At 71.8% G+C, this 17191-nt stretch carries 10 protein-coding genes; 6 read left to right on the top strand and 4 right to left on the bottom strand.

Annotation, left to right across the window (positions count from 1 at the left end):
* The first annotated feature begins 46 nt into the window (after positions 1-46).
* From ASD48_RS04845 to ASD48_RS04825, 5 genes are all read left to right on the top strand, one after another.
* On the top strand, positions 47-4198 hold the full coding sequence (locus ASD48_RS04845) for an Rne/Rng family ribonuclease (RefSeq protein WP_057600067.1): 4152 nt from the start codon (positions 47-49) through the stop codon (positions 4196-4198).
* A 434-nt stretch (positions 4199-4632) separates the two neighbouring features.
* Positions 4633-5748 carry a DegT/DnrJ/EryC1/StrS family aminotransferase gene (locus tag ASD48_RS04840; protein WP_107104219.1) on the top strand — a complete coding sequence of 372 codons (1116 nt, stop codon included), beginning with the start codon at positions 4633-4635 and terminating at the stop codon, positions 5746-5748.
* Positions 5745-6770 carry a Gfo/Idh/MocA family oxidoreductase gene (locus ASD48_RS04835; protein WP_079073609.1) on the top strand — a complete coding sequence of 342 codons (1026 nt, stop codon included), beginning with the start codon at positions 5745-5747 and terminating at the stop codon, positions 6768-6770. Before ASD48_RS04840 ends, ASD48_RS04835 begins: the two co-directional genes overlap by 4 nt.
* Positions 6771-6878: 108 nt before the next feature.
* Complete coding sequence (locus tag ASD48_RS04830) at positions 6879-8585, top strand: glycosyltransferase (RefSeq protein WP_057600065.1); 1707 nt, start codon at positions 6879-6881, stop codon at positions 8583-8585.
* A 9-nt stretch (positions 8586-8594) separates the two neighbouring features.
* A complete protein-coding gene (locus ASD48_RS04825; RefSeq protein ID WP_057600064.1) occupies positions 8595-9878 on the top strand; it encodes a nucleotide sugar dehydrogenase in 1284 nt (427 codons plus the stop codon).
* A 47-nt stretch (positions 9879-9925) separates the two neighbouring features.
* On the opposite strand, the gene ASD48_RS43100 is transcribed toward ASD48_RS04825, so the two are convergent.
* The 4 genes from ASD48_RS43100 to wecB all read right to left on the bottom strand — a co-directional run bounded on the left by ASD48_RS43100 (position 9926) and on the right by wecB (position 15239).
* Positions 9926-11056 carry an acyltransferase gene (locus ASD48_RS43100; RefSeq protein ID WP_107104218.1) on the bottom strand — a complete coding sequence of 377 codons (1131 nt, stop codon included), beginning with the start codon at positions 11054-11056 and terminating at the stop codon, positions 9926-9928.
* A 12-nt stretch (positions 11057-11068) separates the two neighbouring features.
* A complete protein-coding gene (locus ASD48_RS04815; RefSeq protein WP_157880604.1) occupies positions 11069-12733 on the bottom strand; it encodes a glycosyltransferase family 1 protein in 1665 nt (554 codons plus the stop codon).
* On the bottom strand, positions 12730-14052 hold the full coding sequence (locus tag ASD48_RS04810; RefSeq protein ID WP_057600063.1) for a glycosyltransferase: 1323 nt from the start codon (positions 14050-14052) through the stop codon (positions 12730-12732). The genes ASD48_RS04815 and ASD48_RS04810 overlap by 4 nt, the downstream gene beginning before the upstream one ends.
* Before the next feature lie 110 nt (positions 14053-14162).
* Positions 14163-15239, bottom strand: coding sequence for a UDP-N-acetylglucosamine 2-epimerase (non-hydrolyzing) (wecB, locus tag ASD48_RS04805; protein ID WP_057600062.1), 1077 nt, complete (start codon positions 15237-15239; stop codon positions 14163-14165).
* A 386-nt stretch (positions 15240-15625) separates the two neighbouring features.
* On the opposite strand from wecB, the gene ASD48_RS04800 reads away from it, so the two are divergent.
* On the top strand, positions 15626-17146 hold the full coding sequence (locus tag ASD48_RS04800) for a glycosyltransferase family 4 protein (protein WP_242432505.1): 1521 nt from the start codon (positions 15626-15628) through the stop codon (positions 17144-17146).
* Positions 17147-17191: the final 45 nt, after the last annotated feature.

Raw genomic sequence — 17191 nt, 5'->3', positions numbered from 1 at the left:
CCGGACCAGGCGCGGCGCCCGGGAGCCTGACGGGAGAAACGCCCGCATGCTCGAGCCAACCGAATCCGCAGAGTCCGCCAAGGACTCCGAAGCGAACAGCCCCAGCGACACCCTGCCGCCGCGTCGGCGGCGCCGTGCCGCTTCCCGGCCGGCGGGTCCGCCGGTCGCCGGCGCCGACACCTCGGCCGAGATCACCACGCCGGCCATACCGGCCGTGGAGTCCGCCGAGCAGTTGGCGGAGGACCTCGAAGACGAGGTCACCGAGGCCGCCCAGGCCGACGGCACGGCCGACACCCAGGCCGAGGAAGCCGCCGAGGCCGCGCCGCGTACCCGGCGCCGGGCCACCCGCCGTGCCTCCGCGCCCGCCGGGGCTCCGGCCGCCGCCGAGGCCGCCGAGACCGTACTGCCCGTGGCCGCCGAGGTGAGCGCGCCCGCCGCCGTGGAGGAAGCCCCCGCCGAGGAGGCAGCCGCCGAGGACGCCGCTCCTCGCCGTGGCCGTCGCCGGGCCACGCGTCGCGTGGCGACGCCCACCGAGGCCCCGGCCGAGGTCGTCGAGCCCGCCGTCGAGCCCGAGCCTGTCGCGCAGGCGGCGGACGAGGCGCCCGCCGAGGCCGCGCCCCGTACGCGGCGCCGGGCCACCCGCAGGGTGACCGCGCCCGCCGGTGCGCCGGAGGCCGAGACGCCCGCCGTCGCCGCCGAGACGGCGGCTCCGGCCGTCGCCGCCGAGCCCGAGGCGCCCGCCGTGAGCGACGAGGCGCCCGCCGAGCCCGCTCCCCGCACCCGCCGTCGCGCCACGCGTCGGGTGACCGCGCCCGCCGAGGCCGAGGTTTCCGAGCCGGCCGTCACCGAGGCTGTCGCCCCCGTCGAAGAGGCGAAGGCCCCCGAGGCGCCCGCCGCCCCGGCCGAGGCCGCGCCCGCCGCCGAGACCGCTCAGACCGCGCCGTCCGCCCAGGAGGACGAGGACGCCGGTTCCCGTCGTGGGCGCCGTCGGGTGGTCCGCCGGGCCGCCGGAGGCTTCTCCGCGCCCTCGCAGGAGAGCGCGGAGGCCGACGCGCCGCGTCGTCCGGCGCGGCCCGCGGTCGCCGTGTTCCAGGCGCCCGTGTTCGCCGAGCCGCAGTTCCAGACACCGCAGCGGGCCGCGGCCGAGGCCGCCGCCGCCGGGACCGAGGTGCCGGAGGCCGAGGAGCCCGAGGAGACCGAGGTCACTCAGGAGGCTCCGGAGGAGCCGACCGGGTCGCGTCGCCGCCGCCGTCGCCGCGCCGCCGGTTCCGGCGACGAGGCCGAGACCGGCCGGACCGCCGCGGCCGCCGCGCCCGTCGCGACCCCCGTCGCCGACGAGTCGGAGACCGAGCAGGACGAGGCCGACGAGGCCGAGGACGTCGTCGACGGTGACGACGACACCGAGGAGACCGGTTCGCGCCGCCGTCGCCGTCGTGGCGGCCGCCGCCGTCGTCGTGGCGATGCGGCCGACGGCGAGGGGGACTCCGGCGAGGCCGATTCCGACGACTTCGCCGCCGAGCAGGCCGCGCAGGACGCCGAGGACACCGCCGAGCAGGAGGACGAGGACGCGGAGGACGCCGAGGAGGAGGCCGGTGGCTCCACCGCCGGCAGCCGTCGTCGCCGTCGCCGTCGCCGTCGTGCCGGCGACTCCTCTCCCGAAGCCGAGCAGAGTGACGGGGACCCGGAGCGCACGGTCGTCAAGGTCCGTGAGCCGCGCAAGCCCTCCGAGCCGTCCGACGAGGTGCAGTCCATCAAGGGCTCGACCCGTCTGGAGGCGAAGAAGCAGCGCCGCCGGGAAGGCCGTGAGCAGGGCCGCCGTCGTGTGCCGATCATCACCGAGGCCGAGTTCCTGGCCCGTCGCGAGGCCGTCGAGCGGGTGATGGTCGTCCGCCAGAGCGGCGAGCGCACCCAGATCGGCGTCCTGGAAGACAACGTGCTCGTCGAGCACTACGTCAACAAGGAGCAGGCCACCTCCTACGTCGGCAACGTGTACCTGGGCAAGGTCCAGAACGTGCTGCCGTCCATGGAGGCCGCCTTCATCGACATCGGCAAGGGGCGCAACGCCGTCCTGTACGCCGGTGAGGTCAACTTCGAGGCGCTCGGCATGGCCAACGGGCCGCGTCGCATCGAGGCCGCCCTCAAGTCGGGTCAGTCGGTCCTCGTCCAGGTGACCAAGGACCCGATCGGCCACAAGGGCGCCCGGCTGACCAGCCAGGTGTCGCTCCCGGGCCGCTACCTCGTGTACGTGCCCGAGGGCTCGATGACCGGCATCAGCCGCAAGCTGCCCGACACCGAGCGGGCCCGGCTGAAGACGATCCTCAAGAAGATCGTCCCCGAGGACGCGGGCGTCATCGTGCGCACCGCCGCCGAGGGCGCGAGCGAGGACGAGCTGCGCCGCGATGTCGAGCGGCTGCAGGGGCAGTGGGAGGACATCCAGAAGAAGGCGAAGAACGGCGGCAACGCGCCGACGCTGCTGTACGGCGAGCCGGACATGACCGTCCGGGTCGTGCGCGACATCTTCAACGAGGACTTCTCCAAGGTCATCGTCAGCGGTGACGAGGCCTGGTCGACCATCCACGGGTACGTCTCGCACGTCGCGCCCGACCTGGCCGACCGCCTGAACAGGTGGACCTCCGAGGTCGACGTCTTCGCCACGTACCGGATCGACGAGCAGCTCGCCAAGGCGCTGGACCGCAAGGTCTGGCTGCCCAGCGGCGGTTCGCTGGTGATCGACCGGACCGAGGCGATGGTCGTCGTCGACGTCAACACCGGCAAGTTCACCGGCCAGGGCGGCAACCTCGAGGAGACGGTCACCAGGAACAACCTGGAGGCGGCCGAGGAGATCGTGCGTCAGCTGCGGCTGCGCGACCTCGGCGGCATCATCGTGATCGACTTCATCGACATGGTGCTGGAGTCCAACCGGGACCTGGTGCTGCGGCGCCTGCTGGAGTGCCTGGGCCGCGACCGTACGAAGCACCAGGTCGCGGAAGTGACCTCGCTGGGCCTCGTGCAGATGACCCGCAAGCGGGTCGGCCAGGGACTGCTGGAGTCGTTCTCCGAGACCTGCGTGCACTGCAACGGGCGCGGCGTCATCGTCCACATGGAGCAGCCGACCGCGGTCGGTGGCGGCGGCAAGCGCAAGAAGCGCGGCCGCGGTGGCGAGGGACAGGGCCATGACCACGAGCACGACACGGTGACGGCCGACCTCGCCGAGTCGCCGGCAGGCGCCGGGCAGGAGACGGAGAGCGAGGCCGAGGTCGCCGCCGAGGTGGCCGAGCCGGTCGCGCTCGCGGCCCCCGAGTTCGCGCCGGACGAGGAGCTGTACAGCAGCATCGCCGAGGCGGAGGCCTCTGCCACGCGTGGCCGGGGCCGCCGTAGGGCGAGCCGCCGGGCGTCCGCTCCGGCGGGTACGCCGAGGGGCGGCGCGTCGCGCAGGGCGGGCGGCTTCGAGGCGAGCGCCACGGAGGAGCCCGTCGAGGAGATCGTCGAGGCGCCCACCGCGCAGGAGGTCACCGCCGAGGCGGAGGCCGAGCGTCCGGTGCAGCCGGCCGAGGCGGTCACCGCGCAGGCCGAACCGGTCGCCGTCGAGGACCCGGTCGTCGAGGCCGCGGCCGCCGAGGCCCCCGTCGACGAGGCCGCGCCCAAGGGCCGTACCCGTCGTCGCGCCACCCGCAAGGTGTCCGCGCCGGCCGGTTCGCCCGCCGGGGCGGAGGCCGCCGTGCTGACGGTCGCCGAGCCGTCGGTCGCGCCGGCCCCGGTCGCCGAGGCCGCAGCGGTGGAGCAGCCCGAGGCGGAGCAGGTCGCCGAGCCCGTCGTCGAGAGCGCGGCTCCGGCCCGCCCGCGGCGCCGTGCCGTACGCAAGGCCACCGCGCCGACCGCGTCCGAGGAGGCGGCCGTCGTGGTCGTGCCGTCGGTCGTGGAAGCGCCCGCCGAGGAGACCGACGCGCCCGAGGCGCCCGAGGCACTCGCCGAGGAGGCGGAGGCCGCTCCGGCGAAGAAGGCGGCCGCGCGCAAGACGGCGAAGAAGGCCACGGCGAAGAAGGCCGCCACCAAGAAGACGGCGGCGGTGAAGAAGACGGCCGCGAAGAAGACCGTCGCGAAGAAGACGACGGCGAAGAAGGCCGCCAAGGCGGTGTCGAAGACCACGGCGGCGGCCCAGCAGGGCCAGCCGACGGTCTCGGCCTCGACGGAGGAGTGACGTCCGCTGCTCCCCGGCGCTGATGCGACGCGGCCATCCGGTGTCCTCCGGGTGGCCGCGTCGCATGGCGTTCGGCAGCGGGCTACTCTGTGCTTCCCTTGTGATGGAGCGCACGCTTTCCGTGAGTTTCACTGTGGTAACCCTTGGGAAAATCGCTGTCCGCGTGCTGGTAACGTGCACCGTGGTCCCGGTGGCCAAAGCTATGCACACCGTGACCCCGGCCGATGAGCACATCCGGTCCTCCAACCGGACACGGCTGACTACCCGCAAGAAACCCTCAGGGGGCGGGGTCCTGTGTACAACCCGTCCGTCCCGCTCACCGGCATCGGCGGACAAACACCAGGGATGCGGCCGTGCTGAGCATCGACACGGTCTCTTCCCGACCGAGCAAGACGTGGTGCGGCTTAGAGGTCGCCGTAGAGGAGGGGATGTCGATGACCGACGCCCATGAGTTCGTACCGGCCGCCAAGCCCGTGATCGGCGAGGAGGAGATCGAGGCCGCGGTGCGCGTACTGCGCAGCGGCATGGTCGTCCAGGGGCCCGAAGTGGCCGCCTTCGAGGAGGAGTTCTCGGAGCTCGTCGACGGGCGTCACTGCGTCGCCGTCAACTCCGGTACCTCCGCGCTGCATCTGTCGCTCCTCGCCCTCGGTCTCGGCCCGGGCGACGAGGTCATCGTGCCGTCGTTCTCGTTCGCCGCCTCCGCCAACGCGGTACGGCTGGTCGGCGCCGACGTGGTCTTCGCGGACATCGACCCGGAGACGTACTGCCTGGACCCGGCCGCCGTCGAGGCCGCCCTGTCGCCGCGCACCGCCGCGATCATGCCGGTGCACCTGTACGGTCACCCGGCCGCCATGGACAAGATCATGGCGATCGCCGAGCAGCACGGGCTCGCCGTGGTCGAGGACGCCTGCCAGGCCCACGCGGCCGCGCTGCACGGCACCCCGGTCGGCGCCTTCGGTGCCGCGGGCACCTTCAGCTTCTACCCGACGAAGAACATGCACAGCCTCGAGGGCGGCATGATCTCCACCGGCGACGCGGAGACCGCCCGCACCCTGCGCCTGCTGCGCAACCAGGGCATGGAGAAGCGCTACGCCAACGAGATCGTCGGCGCCAACGTGCGCATGACGGACGTCTCGGCCGCGATCGGCCGCGTGCAGCGCCGCAAGCTGGACGGCTGGACCGAGCAGCGCATCGCCAACGCCGCGTACCTCACCGAGCACATCACCGCGCCGAACGTGATCACGCCGAAGGTCGCCGAGGGCGCGCGGCACATCTACCACCAGTACACGGTGCGCGTCCTGGGCGACCGCGACGCCGCCATGGCCAAGCTGACCGAGGCCGGCATCGGCAACGCCGTGTACTACCCGACTCCCATCCACCGGCTGAAGCCGTACTGGGAGCCGGACCAGAAGGCGGGCCGTGACTGGGACCTGCCCGAAACGGACCGCGCGGCCGCCCAGGTCGTGTCCTTGCCCGTGCACCCGGCCCTGTCCGCCCAGGACCTGGAGCGCATCGTCACCGCCGTCAATGCTCTGGGGGAGCAGCTGTGAGTACCGGGAAGTCGCTGCGAGCGGGACTCGTCGGCCTCGGTTCCATGGGGCGTCACCACGCCCGCGTGCTGTCGGGTCTGGAGGGCGTCGACCTCGTCGGCGTCGTCGACCCGATGGGCGACAAGTTCGGCGCCGCCCAGGGCGCGCCGATCCTGAACACCGTCGAGGAGCTCATCGCACTCGGTGTGGACTACGCCGTCGTGGCCTGCCCCACCGCCCTGCACGAGCCGGTCGGTCTGGCGCTCGCCGAGGCCGGCGTCTGCGCGCTGGTCGAGAAGCCGGTCGCCGACACCGTCGAGGGTGCCCGCCGTCTCGTCGAGGCCTTCGAGTCGCGCGGTCTGGTGGCCGGCGTGGGTCACATCGAGCGCTGCAACCCGGCGCTGATGTCGCTGCGCGCCCGCCTGGAGGCAGGTGAGCTCGGTGACGTCTACCAGGTCGTCACCCGCCGCCAGGGCCCCTTCCCGCACCGCATCGCGGACGTCGGTGTCGTCAAGGACCTCGCCACCCACGACATCGACCTCACGGGCTGGGTGACGGGCCGCCAGTACGTGTCCATCGCCGCGCACACCGTCTCCAAGAGCGGCCGTGAGCACGAGGACATGGTCTCCGCGGTGGGGCGTCTCGACGACGGCACCATGGTCAACCACCTGGTGAACTGGCTGAGCCCGCTCAAGGAGCGGTTCACCTCGGTCACCGGTGAGCGCGGCTGCTTCATCGCCGACACCCTCACCGCCGACCTGACGTTCCACTCCAACGCCGCCGTGACCACCGAGTGGGAGGCCCTCCAGGCGTTCCGCGGTGTGTCCGAGGGCGACATGATCCGCTACGCCATCCCGAAGCGCGAGCCGCTCCAGGTCGAGCACGAGCTGTTCCGGGACGCGGTGCTCGGCAAGCCCGCCGACATCTGCACCCTGCGCCAGGGCATGCGCACCGTCGAGGTGGCGGCGGCACTCCTGGAATCGGCCACGAACAACACCAGCGTTACCCTTCCGGTGGAGGACCTGGCCGTCCATGGCAGCTGAGCATCACACATCGGGGGAACGGTGCGTGCTCGGTAGGACTCCTATGTTCTGTGAGACTTTCCCCGCAGGACCCAGCCACGCCGGCTGGCGGAGACCAGGAGCCCGAGAATGAGTGCTGCGCCCGACGTCAGCGTCGTCGTCGCGGTCTACAACACGATGCCGTACCTGACGGAGTGCCTGAACTCCTTGGTGCAGCAGAGCATCGGACGGGAACGGCTGGAGATCGTCGCTGTCGACGACGGTTCCACCGATGACAGCGGCCGCGAACTCGACCGGTTCGCGGCGCTGTACCCGGACACCGTCAAGGTGATCCACCAGCCGAACTCCGGTGGCCCGGCGGCGCCCAGCAACCGGGCGCTGGACGTCGCCACCGGCCGGTACGTGTACTTCATAGGCTCCGACGACTACCTCGGTGAGGAAGCGCTGGAGCGCATGGTGCGGTGTGCCGACCAGTACGAGTCGGACGTCGTCGTCGGCAAGATGGTCGGCACCAACGGCCGGTACGTGCACCAGGCTCTTTACAAGAAGAACGACCCGGACGTCAGTCTGTACGACTCGGCGCTGCCGTTCACCCTCGCCAACACCAAGCTGTTCCGGCGGGAACTGGTCGAGAAGTACAAGCTGCGCTTCCCCGAGCACCTGCCGGTGGGCAGCGACCAGCCCTTCACCATCGAGGCCTGCGTGCGTGCGCGCAAGATCTCGGTGGTGGCCGACTACACCTGCTACTACGCGGTCAAGCGCGGCGACGCCAGCAACATCACCTACCGTGCCGACCACCTGGCACGGCTGCGTGCCACGGCGGAGATCATGGACTTCACGGCCGGTCTCGTCGAGGCGGGCCCCGGGCGGGACGCGCTACTGCGACGGCACTTCACGTGGGAGCTCGCCAAGCTCGTCCAGGACGACTTTCCGGGCCTGGACCGCGAACTGCAGCGGCAGATCTGCGCGGGCGTCGCGCGGCTCGCCGACGTCTACTTCACCGACGGCATCCGCGACGCGATGGACGTCAAGCGCCGGGTGCGCATCGTGCTGGCGCGGGCCGGCGCGATCGACGAACTGGCCGAGGCGATCAGCTCGGAGAAGGAGCACGGGGCGCCCCCGTTCCTCATCGAGGGCGACCGCGCCTACGCCCGCTACCCCGGCTTCCGCGACCCGCGCATCGGCCTGCCCGACCGGGTCTACGAGCTGGTCGGGGAGTCGGTTCCGGGCCGCCTCGCCGACGGGACCCGGCTGCTGGCCTCCGGCTGGGAGCAGCAGGGCGACGCCCTCACCTATACGGTGTCCGTGCGGGTGCCGGTCCTCGGTGACGTCTCCGGCACGGTGCTGCGGCTGGTCAAGGGGGCCATGCCCAAGTCGGCGGACAAGCCCGGCGCACGCCGGCTGAAGCCGGACCACGTCCTGCCCGCGCCGGTGGGCGAGATGACGGTGGAGCCCGCCGACGACGGCGCGGCGACCGTGCTGCACGCCCGGGTCCCGCTGGAGTACGTCACCGCCAAGCGCGGTGTGCGGGTATACCTGTATGTCGCCGGTTCGACGTACGAGATCCCCGTGCGGGGCAAGGATCTTCCCATGCCGCTGGCCCGCCAGTGGGGCCGCGAGGAAGACCCCTACCGCGCGTCGGCCCTGGTGAACGACAAGGGGCGGGTCGTGATCGACACGGCCCGGATGCACCCGCCGAAGAGGGAACGGATCCTCCGGGCGCTGGCGGCTCCCGCCCGGAAGCTGAAGTCCCTGGCCGTCCGCCTGCGGTCGGTCGGTGTCAGGAAGTTGAAGTCCGCCGGTTTCAAGAAGTCGACCGGTTCCAAAAGGAAGTAGCGACCCTCCATGAACATCTGTGTAGTAGCACTCGGCAAGATTGGCCTCCCGCTGGCCGTGCAGTTCGCCTCCAAGGGCCACCGGGTCATCGGCGCGGACGTCAACGAGAAGGTCGTCGAGCTGGTCAACGCCGGCGTCGAGCCCTTCCCCGGCGAGCACGACCTCGACGTCAAGCTGAAGCAGGCCGTCGACGCCGGGCTGCTGAGCGCGACCACGGACACCGCGTCCGCCGTCGCCGAGTCCGAGGCCGTGGTCGTGGTCGTCCCGCTGTTCGTGGACGCCGAGGGCACGCCGGACTTCGGCTGGATGGACTCCGCGACGAAGGCGATCGCCCAGGGCCTCAAGCCCGGCACGCTCGTCAGCTACGAGACCACCCTGCCGGTCGGCACCACCCGCACCCGCTGGGCGCCGATGCTGGCCGAGGGCTCGGGTCTGACCGCGGGCGAGGACTTCCACCTGGTGTTCTCCCCGGAGCGCGTCCTCACCGGCCGCGTCTTCTCCGACCTGCGCCGCTACCCCAAGCTGGTCGGCGGCATCGACGAGGCTTCCGCCGCCCGTGGTGTCGAGTTCTACGAGGCCGTCCTCGACTTCGACGCCCGTGACGACCTGCCCCAGCCGAACGGCGTGTGGGACCTGGGCACCGCCGAGGCCTCCGAGCTGGCCAAGCTCGCCGAGACGACCTACCGGGACGTCAACATCGGCCTGGCGAACCAGTTCGCGCGCTTCGCCGACAGCAACGGCATCGACGTCAAGAAGGTCATCGAGGCCTGCAACTCGCAGCCCTACAGCCACATCCACCAGCCGGGCATCGCCGTCGGCGGTCACTGCATCCCGATCTACCCGCGGATGTACCTGTGGAACGACCCGGCCGCGACCGTCGTGCGCTCCGCCCGTGAGGCGAACGCCGCGATGCCCGAGTACGCCGTCGACCTGCTGGCCGCCGCCTACGGCGACTTGACCGGTGTGAACGTGCTGGTGCTGGGCGCCGCCTACCGTGGTGGCGTGAAGGAGACCGCCTTCTCGGGCGTCTTCCCGACCGTCGAGGCCCTCAAGGCGCGCGGCGCGGTGCCGTTCGTCTCGGACCCGATGTACACGGACGAGGAGCTCGCCGCCCACGGTCTCACCCCGCACGCGGGCGAGAAGGTCACCGCGGCGATCCTCCAGGCCGACCACGCCGAGTACCGCACGCTGACCCCGGCCGACCTGCCGGACGTCACCGTCCTGGTCGACGGTCGCCGTACGACGGACCCGGAGGCCTGGAAGGGCGTCCGCCGCGTCGTCATCGGCGGCTGAGCCCTTCCTCGTACGGACGAGGAAGGGCCCGAGCCGTTTCGCGTCGACTACTGCGCGCCCACGGTCGGCCGGGGGCCGGGCCGGCCGGAGGGCTGCACGGACGGTCCGGCGCGGCGCAGCCACCGTTCGGCCGGGTGCTCCACCCAGTGGTAGGCCGTGCCCGCGGCGGCCAGGCTGACCACCAGCACACCCGCCCAGAACAGAAGCGTTTCCGCGCCCGGGGCGGGCTTGCCCCAGTGGAAGACGGCCGCGCGGATCACGATCTCGTGGATGAGGTACCAGGCGAACGACCAGTGCCCCAGCCGGATCATCCGGGCCCCGCCGAGTCCGGTGCGCCGGCCGTCCAGGTCGGCGCGGGCGGCGGCGCAGATCAGGGCCGCGAAGATCGGCGCCGACAGCCACTGCGAGGCGGTGTAGGGGCTGTACCAGAGGGCGTCCGGGACGGCGTGCGACCACGGGATCAGGGCCAGGTGCCAGCCGACGACGAGCCCCACGGCCGCCCACAGGGGCACGGGAGGCCGCCAGCCGCGCTTGAGCGCGAGACCGGCCACCACGCCCAGTACGAACTGCAGGGCGCGGGTCAGCGGCAGGTAGTCCAGCGCCCAGCTGCGGGTGGTGGGCGAGAGGCTTGACAGGGCGGGCCACAGCACGAGGGCGGCGCAGGTGACCCCGAGAGCCGTCCAGACCCAGACCCGGGCGCGGCGGCCCGAGAGTGCCGCCAGCAGCGCGGGGAAGAGCAGATAGAAGAAGGCCTCGTCACTGAGCGACCAGGCCGCAGGATTGCCCCCGGTGAACATCACCGGCTGCGGGAACCAGGCGTGCACCACCAGCAGCGTCGCGGCCACCGCGTCGAGCCGTACGGCACGGCCCATGACGGCCCATACGGTGACGGACAGTCCGACGCTGACGGCGAGCAGCGGCCAGATGCGGGCGAAGCGCCGCCACAGGAAGACCTTGGCGGGGATCCGGGCGCCGTCGTACGTCCAGGCGAGGACGACGCCCGACAGGACGAAGAAGAACGTCACACCACTACGGCCGTACCAGACCGTCTCGCTGAGGTACGGGACGGTGCCGACCTGGCGGGACAGGTGGTACAGAACGACGAGCAGAGCCGCCCAGAAACGGAGCCCGGTCAGCGACGGAAGCCGGTCGCGACCGGGCCCGGGTATGGAGGTCAATGGAGGTCCTTGTCAGGGAAGCAGAAGGCGGTCGAACTCCTCACGGACGACCGTCCAGTCCCATGCTGCCATCGCATGCGCGGACGCCGCCTCTCCGGCCTTGCGCCAGCTCTCGGGGGTCGCGGTGACCTTGAGGATCCGCTCGGCGGCCTCCTCCGGCGAGGCGACGACCCAGTCGGCGGGGAACAGCGTGCGGGCGCCGTTGGCCTTGCCCGCGAAGAACGGCCAGTCGCGGCCCACCGGCACGGCACCGCTCGCGGCGCCCTCGACGAACCCGCAGTGGAAGCTCTCCCGCACCGAGGAGCTGAGGATGACACCGACCTCGGTCAGCGCGGCGGGCACGTCGTCCAGCTGGCCCAGCCTGCGGACGGCACCCGAGGGTTCCAGCTCCGCCAGGTCGCCGCGGTAGCGCCGGGCGTAGGCGCGCGCCGCGGCACTGAGCTTCGCGTCGACGTCCTCACCGATCAGCAGAAGCCGGTACCGGGGGTCCTGGGCGCGCAGGATCCGCAGGACCTCGATCGCCCAGCGGGGGTCCTTGGCCACCGACGAGATTCCCGTCACGCCGAGGGTGAAGCGGGCCTCGTCGGCCTTGTGGCGCAGCTGGCCCGCCAGGTCCATGGCGTTGGCGATGACGTGCAGCCGGGGTACGCGCCGCTGCCCCGTGGACGCCAGCTGGGGCACCACCGCGACCGTCAGGTCACGCAGATGGGCCCCGACGAACACCAGATCGTCGACGCGGGAGAAGTCGACCAGGAACGGCCAGAGGCTGAACGTCTCGGCGCTGTGCAGGCGTACGACGATCCGGGTGCTTCCGGGGTCGACGGAGGTCACCAGCGCGGCCGGCCCGACGCACCAGTCGACGAACACGGTGTCCGCCCAGTCCAGGTGCGGGCGCAGGAGCTCCTCGGCCTGCCGGCCGAACTCCGCGTCGTCACCGAGGCGGTGGGCGGCCATACGGGTGAGGGAGTTGGCCAGCTCGTCGAGCGCCGGCTCGTCCGCGAGGTCCAGGCACCGCACTTCCACCTTGGGGTGGGCCCGGTAGTGGTCACGGATCTGGCGGAGGAAGTTCGCGTTGCCCCGGGTGACGAACAGCAGGCGCAGCGGCCTGTCCGTGGGCGGGTCGGCCGGCTCGGCGGACCGGCCCGCTCCCTCGGTGAGTGCCCGGACGGCCGCGCTGGCGTGCACCGGTGCCAGGTAGGCGCCGGGGTCCTGGGCGAGCGGGGAGGTGGTCCGGTCGAAGTGCAGCACCCGGTGGAAGGCGAGCCGCAGTGCCCGGACCACGGAAGCGGCGGACGCCGTGGCCTCACCTGCGGCCAACTGGGCGTCCGCACAGACGAGTTCGGCGGAGACGGCGGCCGTCAGGGCGCGCGGGGGCCGACCGCGCAGCAGCTCGAGACGAGCGGCGTCGCCGAGAAGGTCGGCCCGGTGGCGCGCGCTGCTCGTGCGGCGGGCCGCCGAGCTCAGGGTGAGCACGGCGCCCTCGGGCCGGTTGGCCTTGTCCAGGCCGTCCCGTACGCGCTGGGCGATACGGAAGCGCAGCGAGTCGGACAGACCCGGAGCCGACACCACGAACCGCCAGGCCCGGGCACCGGCTCCGGTCCGCAGCACCCTCGGATGCAGGGCGCTGCGGGCCACCGCTCCGGGTAGTCGCAGAACCCCCCGTTTGCCGTTCGTCATGCCTGCGGGCTCCCCGCGAGCGCCGGGCGGACGGCGGCGCTCAGCTGCTCGGCCGCGGGGGCCATCAGCAGGCCACGCGTGAACCGGGCGGCGTGGGCGCGCGCGTCGGCACGCTGTTCGGGAGTCGTCTCCACGGCCATCCGGGCCGCCTTGACGAACGAGTCCGCGATGCCCTCCGCGTCGAGGCCGCACGCCCCGGTCCACAGCGGATGGCCGGCCAGGACCGCGGAGGCGTCGTGGTCCACCTCGTGGGCGGAGACCACCGGCAGCCCCGAGGCCATGAACTCGTACACCTTCCCCGAGGTGACGAAGCGGCCGCCGACGAGCATCAGGACCAGCGCGTCCCAGCGGCCGTAGGTCGGACCGACCTCCGCCTTGGGCACGGGGCCGCCGAACAGCACACCGTCGGACTCCGCCTGCCGGATGAGGGTCATGTGGGCGTTGGCCTCGCGGCTGGCGCCCGCGCCGATGTGCCCGCGGATCTCGAAGCGGGACCGGGCGACCAGCGGGTCGCGCTCCCGGGCCGCCCGCCAGCCGTCCAGGACGGTGGCCAGGAACGCGGGCTTGAAGTTCACCGAACCCAGGTAACCGAAGGTCAGGCCCTTCTCCGGGTCCGGCCGGCCGTGCACCTCCGGGACGCTGTCCGGGTCGAACCCGTTGCGTACGACGTGCACCCGCTCGGCGAGCCGGGGGTAGCGCTCGCGGTAGAAGTCCGCGATCGGATCGTTGACGCACCAGATCGCGACGGCGTCCGACAGGACGCGCTCCTCCCACTCGCCCGCCTCGGAGTCACGGGTGAACGCCTCGCCACCGCCGATGACGTCGACCGACCAGCCGTCACGGAAGTCGATCGCGTACGGGACCTTGTGGGTCTCCCACAGCTTCCAGGCGGCGGCCAGGTTGACGTAGGGTGCGCAGCTCGCCAGCAGCAGGTCGGCCGGGAACTCGCGGTGGATGTCCACGACGCCCTGCTCCAGGGCCGACCGCCAGCCACCGAACACCGGCTCGGGGAAGTGCTCCAGGTGGCGGTCCCGCTCCCGCTGCATCCAACGGATCGGGTTCAGTGCCCGGTCCTCGGTGAACAGCCGGATGTCCGTCTCCAGGTCCTCACGGGCCAGCGGGAGTTCGACGATCCGCACGCGCGGGTCCACCGGGTCGGAGAGCGTGTGGTCGAGACCGTACTCACGCTCCCAGGACTCCTCCGCGATGGTGAGCACGGTCACGTCCCAGCCGAGTTCGACGAACTTGTTCGCCGTCTCACGCATCCGGTACGCACAGCTCTTGGCCGCCGGCGGGAAGCCGATGGCCAGGTAGATCATGTGCGGACGGACTCCGTCGGGTCGTGGGCCCGTCGTCCTGGGGCGCTTGATCACGTTTCGCAAGGGGTGCTCCGAAAGACTGATGGAACGGTGACGAGAACGGCGTCGGATCAGGCCTCGACGATGGCCTGGACCGCGCGCACGGCGGCGTTCCCATCACCGTACGGCGTACCGCGCGGGGTTTCGGGCGCCGGGCGGATGGCGAGTTCGGTGAAGCCGGGGGTCTCGTGCGGGTCGGGCACGAGGTGGTTCCAGCCGTCCTCAAGGGTCTCGACCCACTCGGTCTCCGGGCGCACCGTGGTGCAGGCGCGGCCCAGGAGGAAGGCCTCCTTCTGAAGACCACCCGAATCGGTGACGACACCCGCGGAGCCGAGGACGGCGCCCACGAGACCGGCGTAAGGAAGGGGACGGCCGACACGCACCGCGCCCTGGTTCAGGTCGATGCCGTACTGCTCGGCACGGGCCACGAGGCGCGGGTGGGCCAGCAGCGCCACCGGGACGGGCAGGGCGGCCAGCGAACCGATGATGGCGGCGAGCCGCTCGGGGTCGTCGGTGTTGTCCGGGCGGTGCAGCGTCGACACCAGGTAGGGGGCGTCGGCGTCGATGCCCTCGGGCAGCGACGGGCGCGGGTGCTCACCGGCGAGTACGGCGTCGCGGATGCGCAGGCACACGTCGACCATGACATCGCCGACGAGCGTCGAACGGTGTGCCAGGCCCTCGTTCGAGAGGTGGCGCATGGCCTCCTCGGTCGGCGCGAGCAGCAGGTCGGCGGCGTGGTCGGTGAGGACGCGGTTGTGCTCCTCGGGCATCCGCCGGTTGAACGAGCGCAGACCGGCCTCGAGGTGGGCGACGCGGTAGTGCAGCTTCACCGCGGACAGCGCGCCGGCGACGGTCGAGTTCGTGTCGCCGTACACCAGCACCCAGTCGGGCTTCTCCGACTCCAGCACCTTGTCCATGGCGGCGAGGACCGCGCCGGTCTGCTCGCCGTGACCGCCGGAGCCGACGCCGAGATGCACGTCGGGGTCCGGGATGCCCAGACCGGAGAAGAAGACATCGGAGAGATCCGCGTCATAGTGCTGGCCGGTGTGCACGATGACGTGCTCGTGGGGGGTGTCGGAGAAAGCCGCCGCGATGGGTGCGAGCTTGACCAACTGGGGGCGTGCGCCCACGACACTGATGACCTTCACGTGCGCTGCTCCTACCGAATAAAACGTATGGACGGCCGAACCCAGATCATACGGGCGCGTCGGGTACGGACGTCGCGGCCCGGCGACAGCCCGGCGACAGCCGTGCAACGGCCCGGCAACGGCCCGGCCCGTGCCGCTGGGAGGCTCTTCGCTGACGGTATGCTTTGTCGCGCCGGGATATCGGGTTATGTAGACGTGCCGTTAGCGCCCCAGTGCACTGCACGAGACGCCCGCTTTGGACGGAACTGGTGTGCGGGCCCGAATCTTCCTCGCGGGCGCCTGCAACGTGCCAGAAGCTTCGGATTCAGGAAAGGCACACATACATGGAGCTCGACAGCACCGACGGGCGGAGAAGGCCCCGCGCGGCCTCCCGAGGCCGAATTGTGATGCTGGTCGACAACGGTGTCCGAAATGACTCGCGTGTCCAGAAGTCGGCTCGATCTGCCGCCGAAGCCGGGTGGGAGGTCGTTCTTTTCGGAATTTCACCCGCTCCCGAGGTCCAGACCTGGAACATCGGTGACGCCGAGGTCCGTCTGGTCCCCAAGCCGAGCCCGCTGGGCCCCAGCCGACAGGACAGGCACGGACTGCGCTGGCGCAGTCCGCTCGCGTACCGCTCGCCCCAGATCGCCAAGTACCGCAAGCAGCAGGTGAAGGCCTGGCGCGCGGACCTCCGGTTCCGTGCCGCGGCGGCCAAGGCCGACGGCCCCGGCCGTCCGAGCGCCAGTGGTGCGGCCGTCCGACTGGTCGTCCCCAAGGCCGCCGCGAAGGCGACGAGCAAGTGGGTCTCGCTGCGCTCCCGCCTGACGCACCGCGCCAAGCGGAAGCGGTCCAGGTTCGACACGCCGCTGGACAAGCTCCAGATCAAGTTCTGGCAGCTCACCATGGGCCCGCGTGCCTGGCGTCGGCTGCTGCCGTACCTGTGGGACTTCGAGCTGGCCTTCGGCCCGCACATCGACGAGCTCAAGCCCGACCTGATCCACGCGCACGACTTCCGCATGCTGGGCGTCGCCGCCCGGTCCGCCGTCCGGCTGCGGGCCGCGGGACACCCCGTCAAGCTGGTCTGGGACGCGCACGAGTTCGTGCCCGGTCTGCACTCCCACCACGACCGCTGGATCCCGGGCCACGTGGCCTGGGAGAAGGAGCACGCGGTCTTCGCCGACGCGGCGATCACCGTCTCGCCCTCGCTCGCCGAGCTGCTGGTCAAGGGCCACAAGCTCCAGGAGACGCCCTACGTCGTCCTGAACGCCCCGGTGATGAAGCCGGCCCCCGACGAGGTGGCCGACGTCGAACCGGTCCCCGACCTGCGGGAGCTGTGCGGCGTCGACGAGGACACCCCGCTGCTGGCGTACTGCGGTGGCATCAACCCGGTGCGTGGCGTCGAGACCATCATCGAGGGTCTGACCCGGATGCCGGACGTGCATGTCGCGCTGGTCTCCCTGCCGCCGTCGGGCAAGCACTTCCCCGCCACGAAGAAGATCATCGAACTGATCGAGGAGCTGGGCGTGGGCGACCGTGCCCACATCCTGCCCTTCGTGCCGCACTGGCAGGTGCCCGAGTTCCTGTCCACGGCGGACGCGGCGGTCAGCCCGCTGCACCACCTGCCCAACCACGAACTGGCCCTGAGCAACAAGTTCTTCGAGTACTCCCAGGCCCGGCTCCCGCTGGTGGTCAGCGACATCCGCACCATGGCCGAGATGGTCGAGAAGACCGGCCAGGGCGAGATCTTCAAGGCGCAGGACGTCGAGGACTACGTACGCGCCGTCAAGGCCGTCCTCGCCAACCCGGAGCGCTACCGGGCCGCCTACGACGACCCGGGGCTGCTCGAGAAGTGGACCTGGGAGGCCCAGGCCGTGGTCCTGGACCAGATCTACAGCCGGCTGCTGCCCGGCGACGGGAAGGCCGTGTGACGGGACGGCTGTGACCCACGGCGCCGGTCCGGTGAAGGGACAGGG

This window comes from Streptomyces sp. Root1310 (genome assembly GCF_001426425.1).
GTDB lineage: Bacteria > Actinomycetota > Actinomycetes > Streptomycetales > Streptomycetaceae > Streptomyces.
Note: the sequence above shows the minus strand (reverse complement) of the source record. Positions and strands in the feature narration are given on the sequence as shown.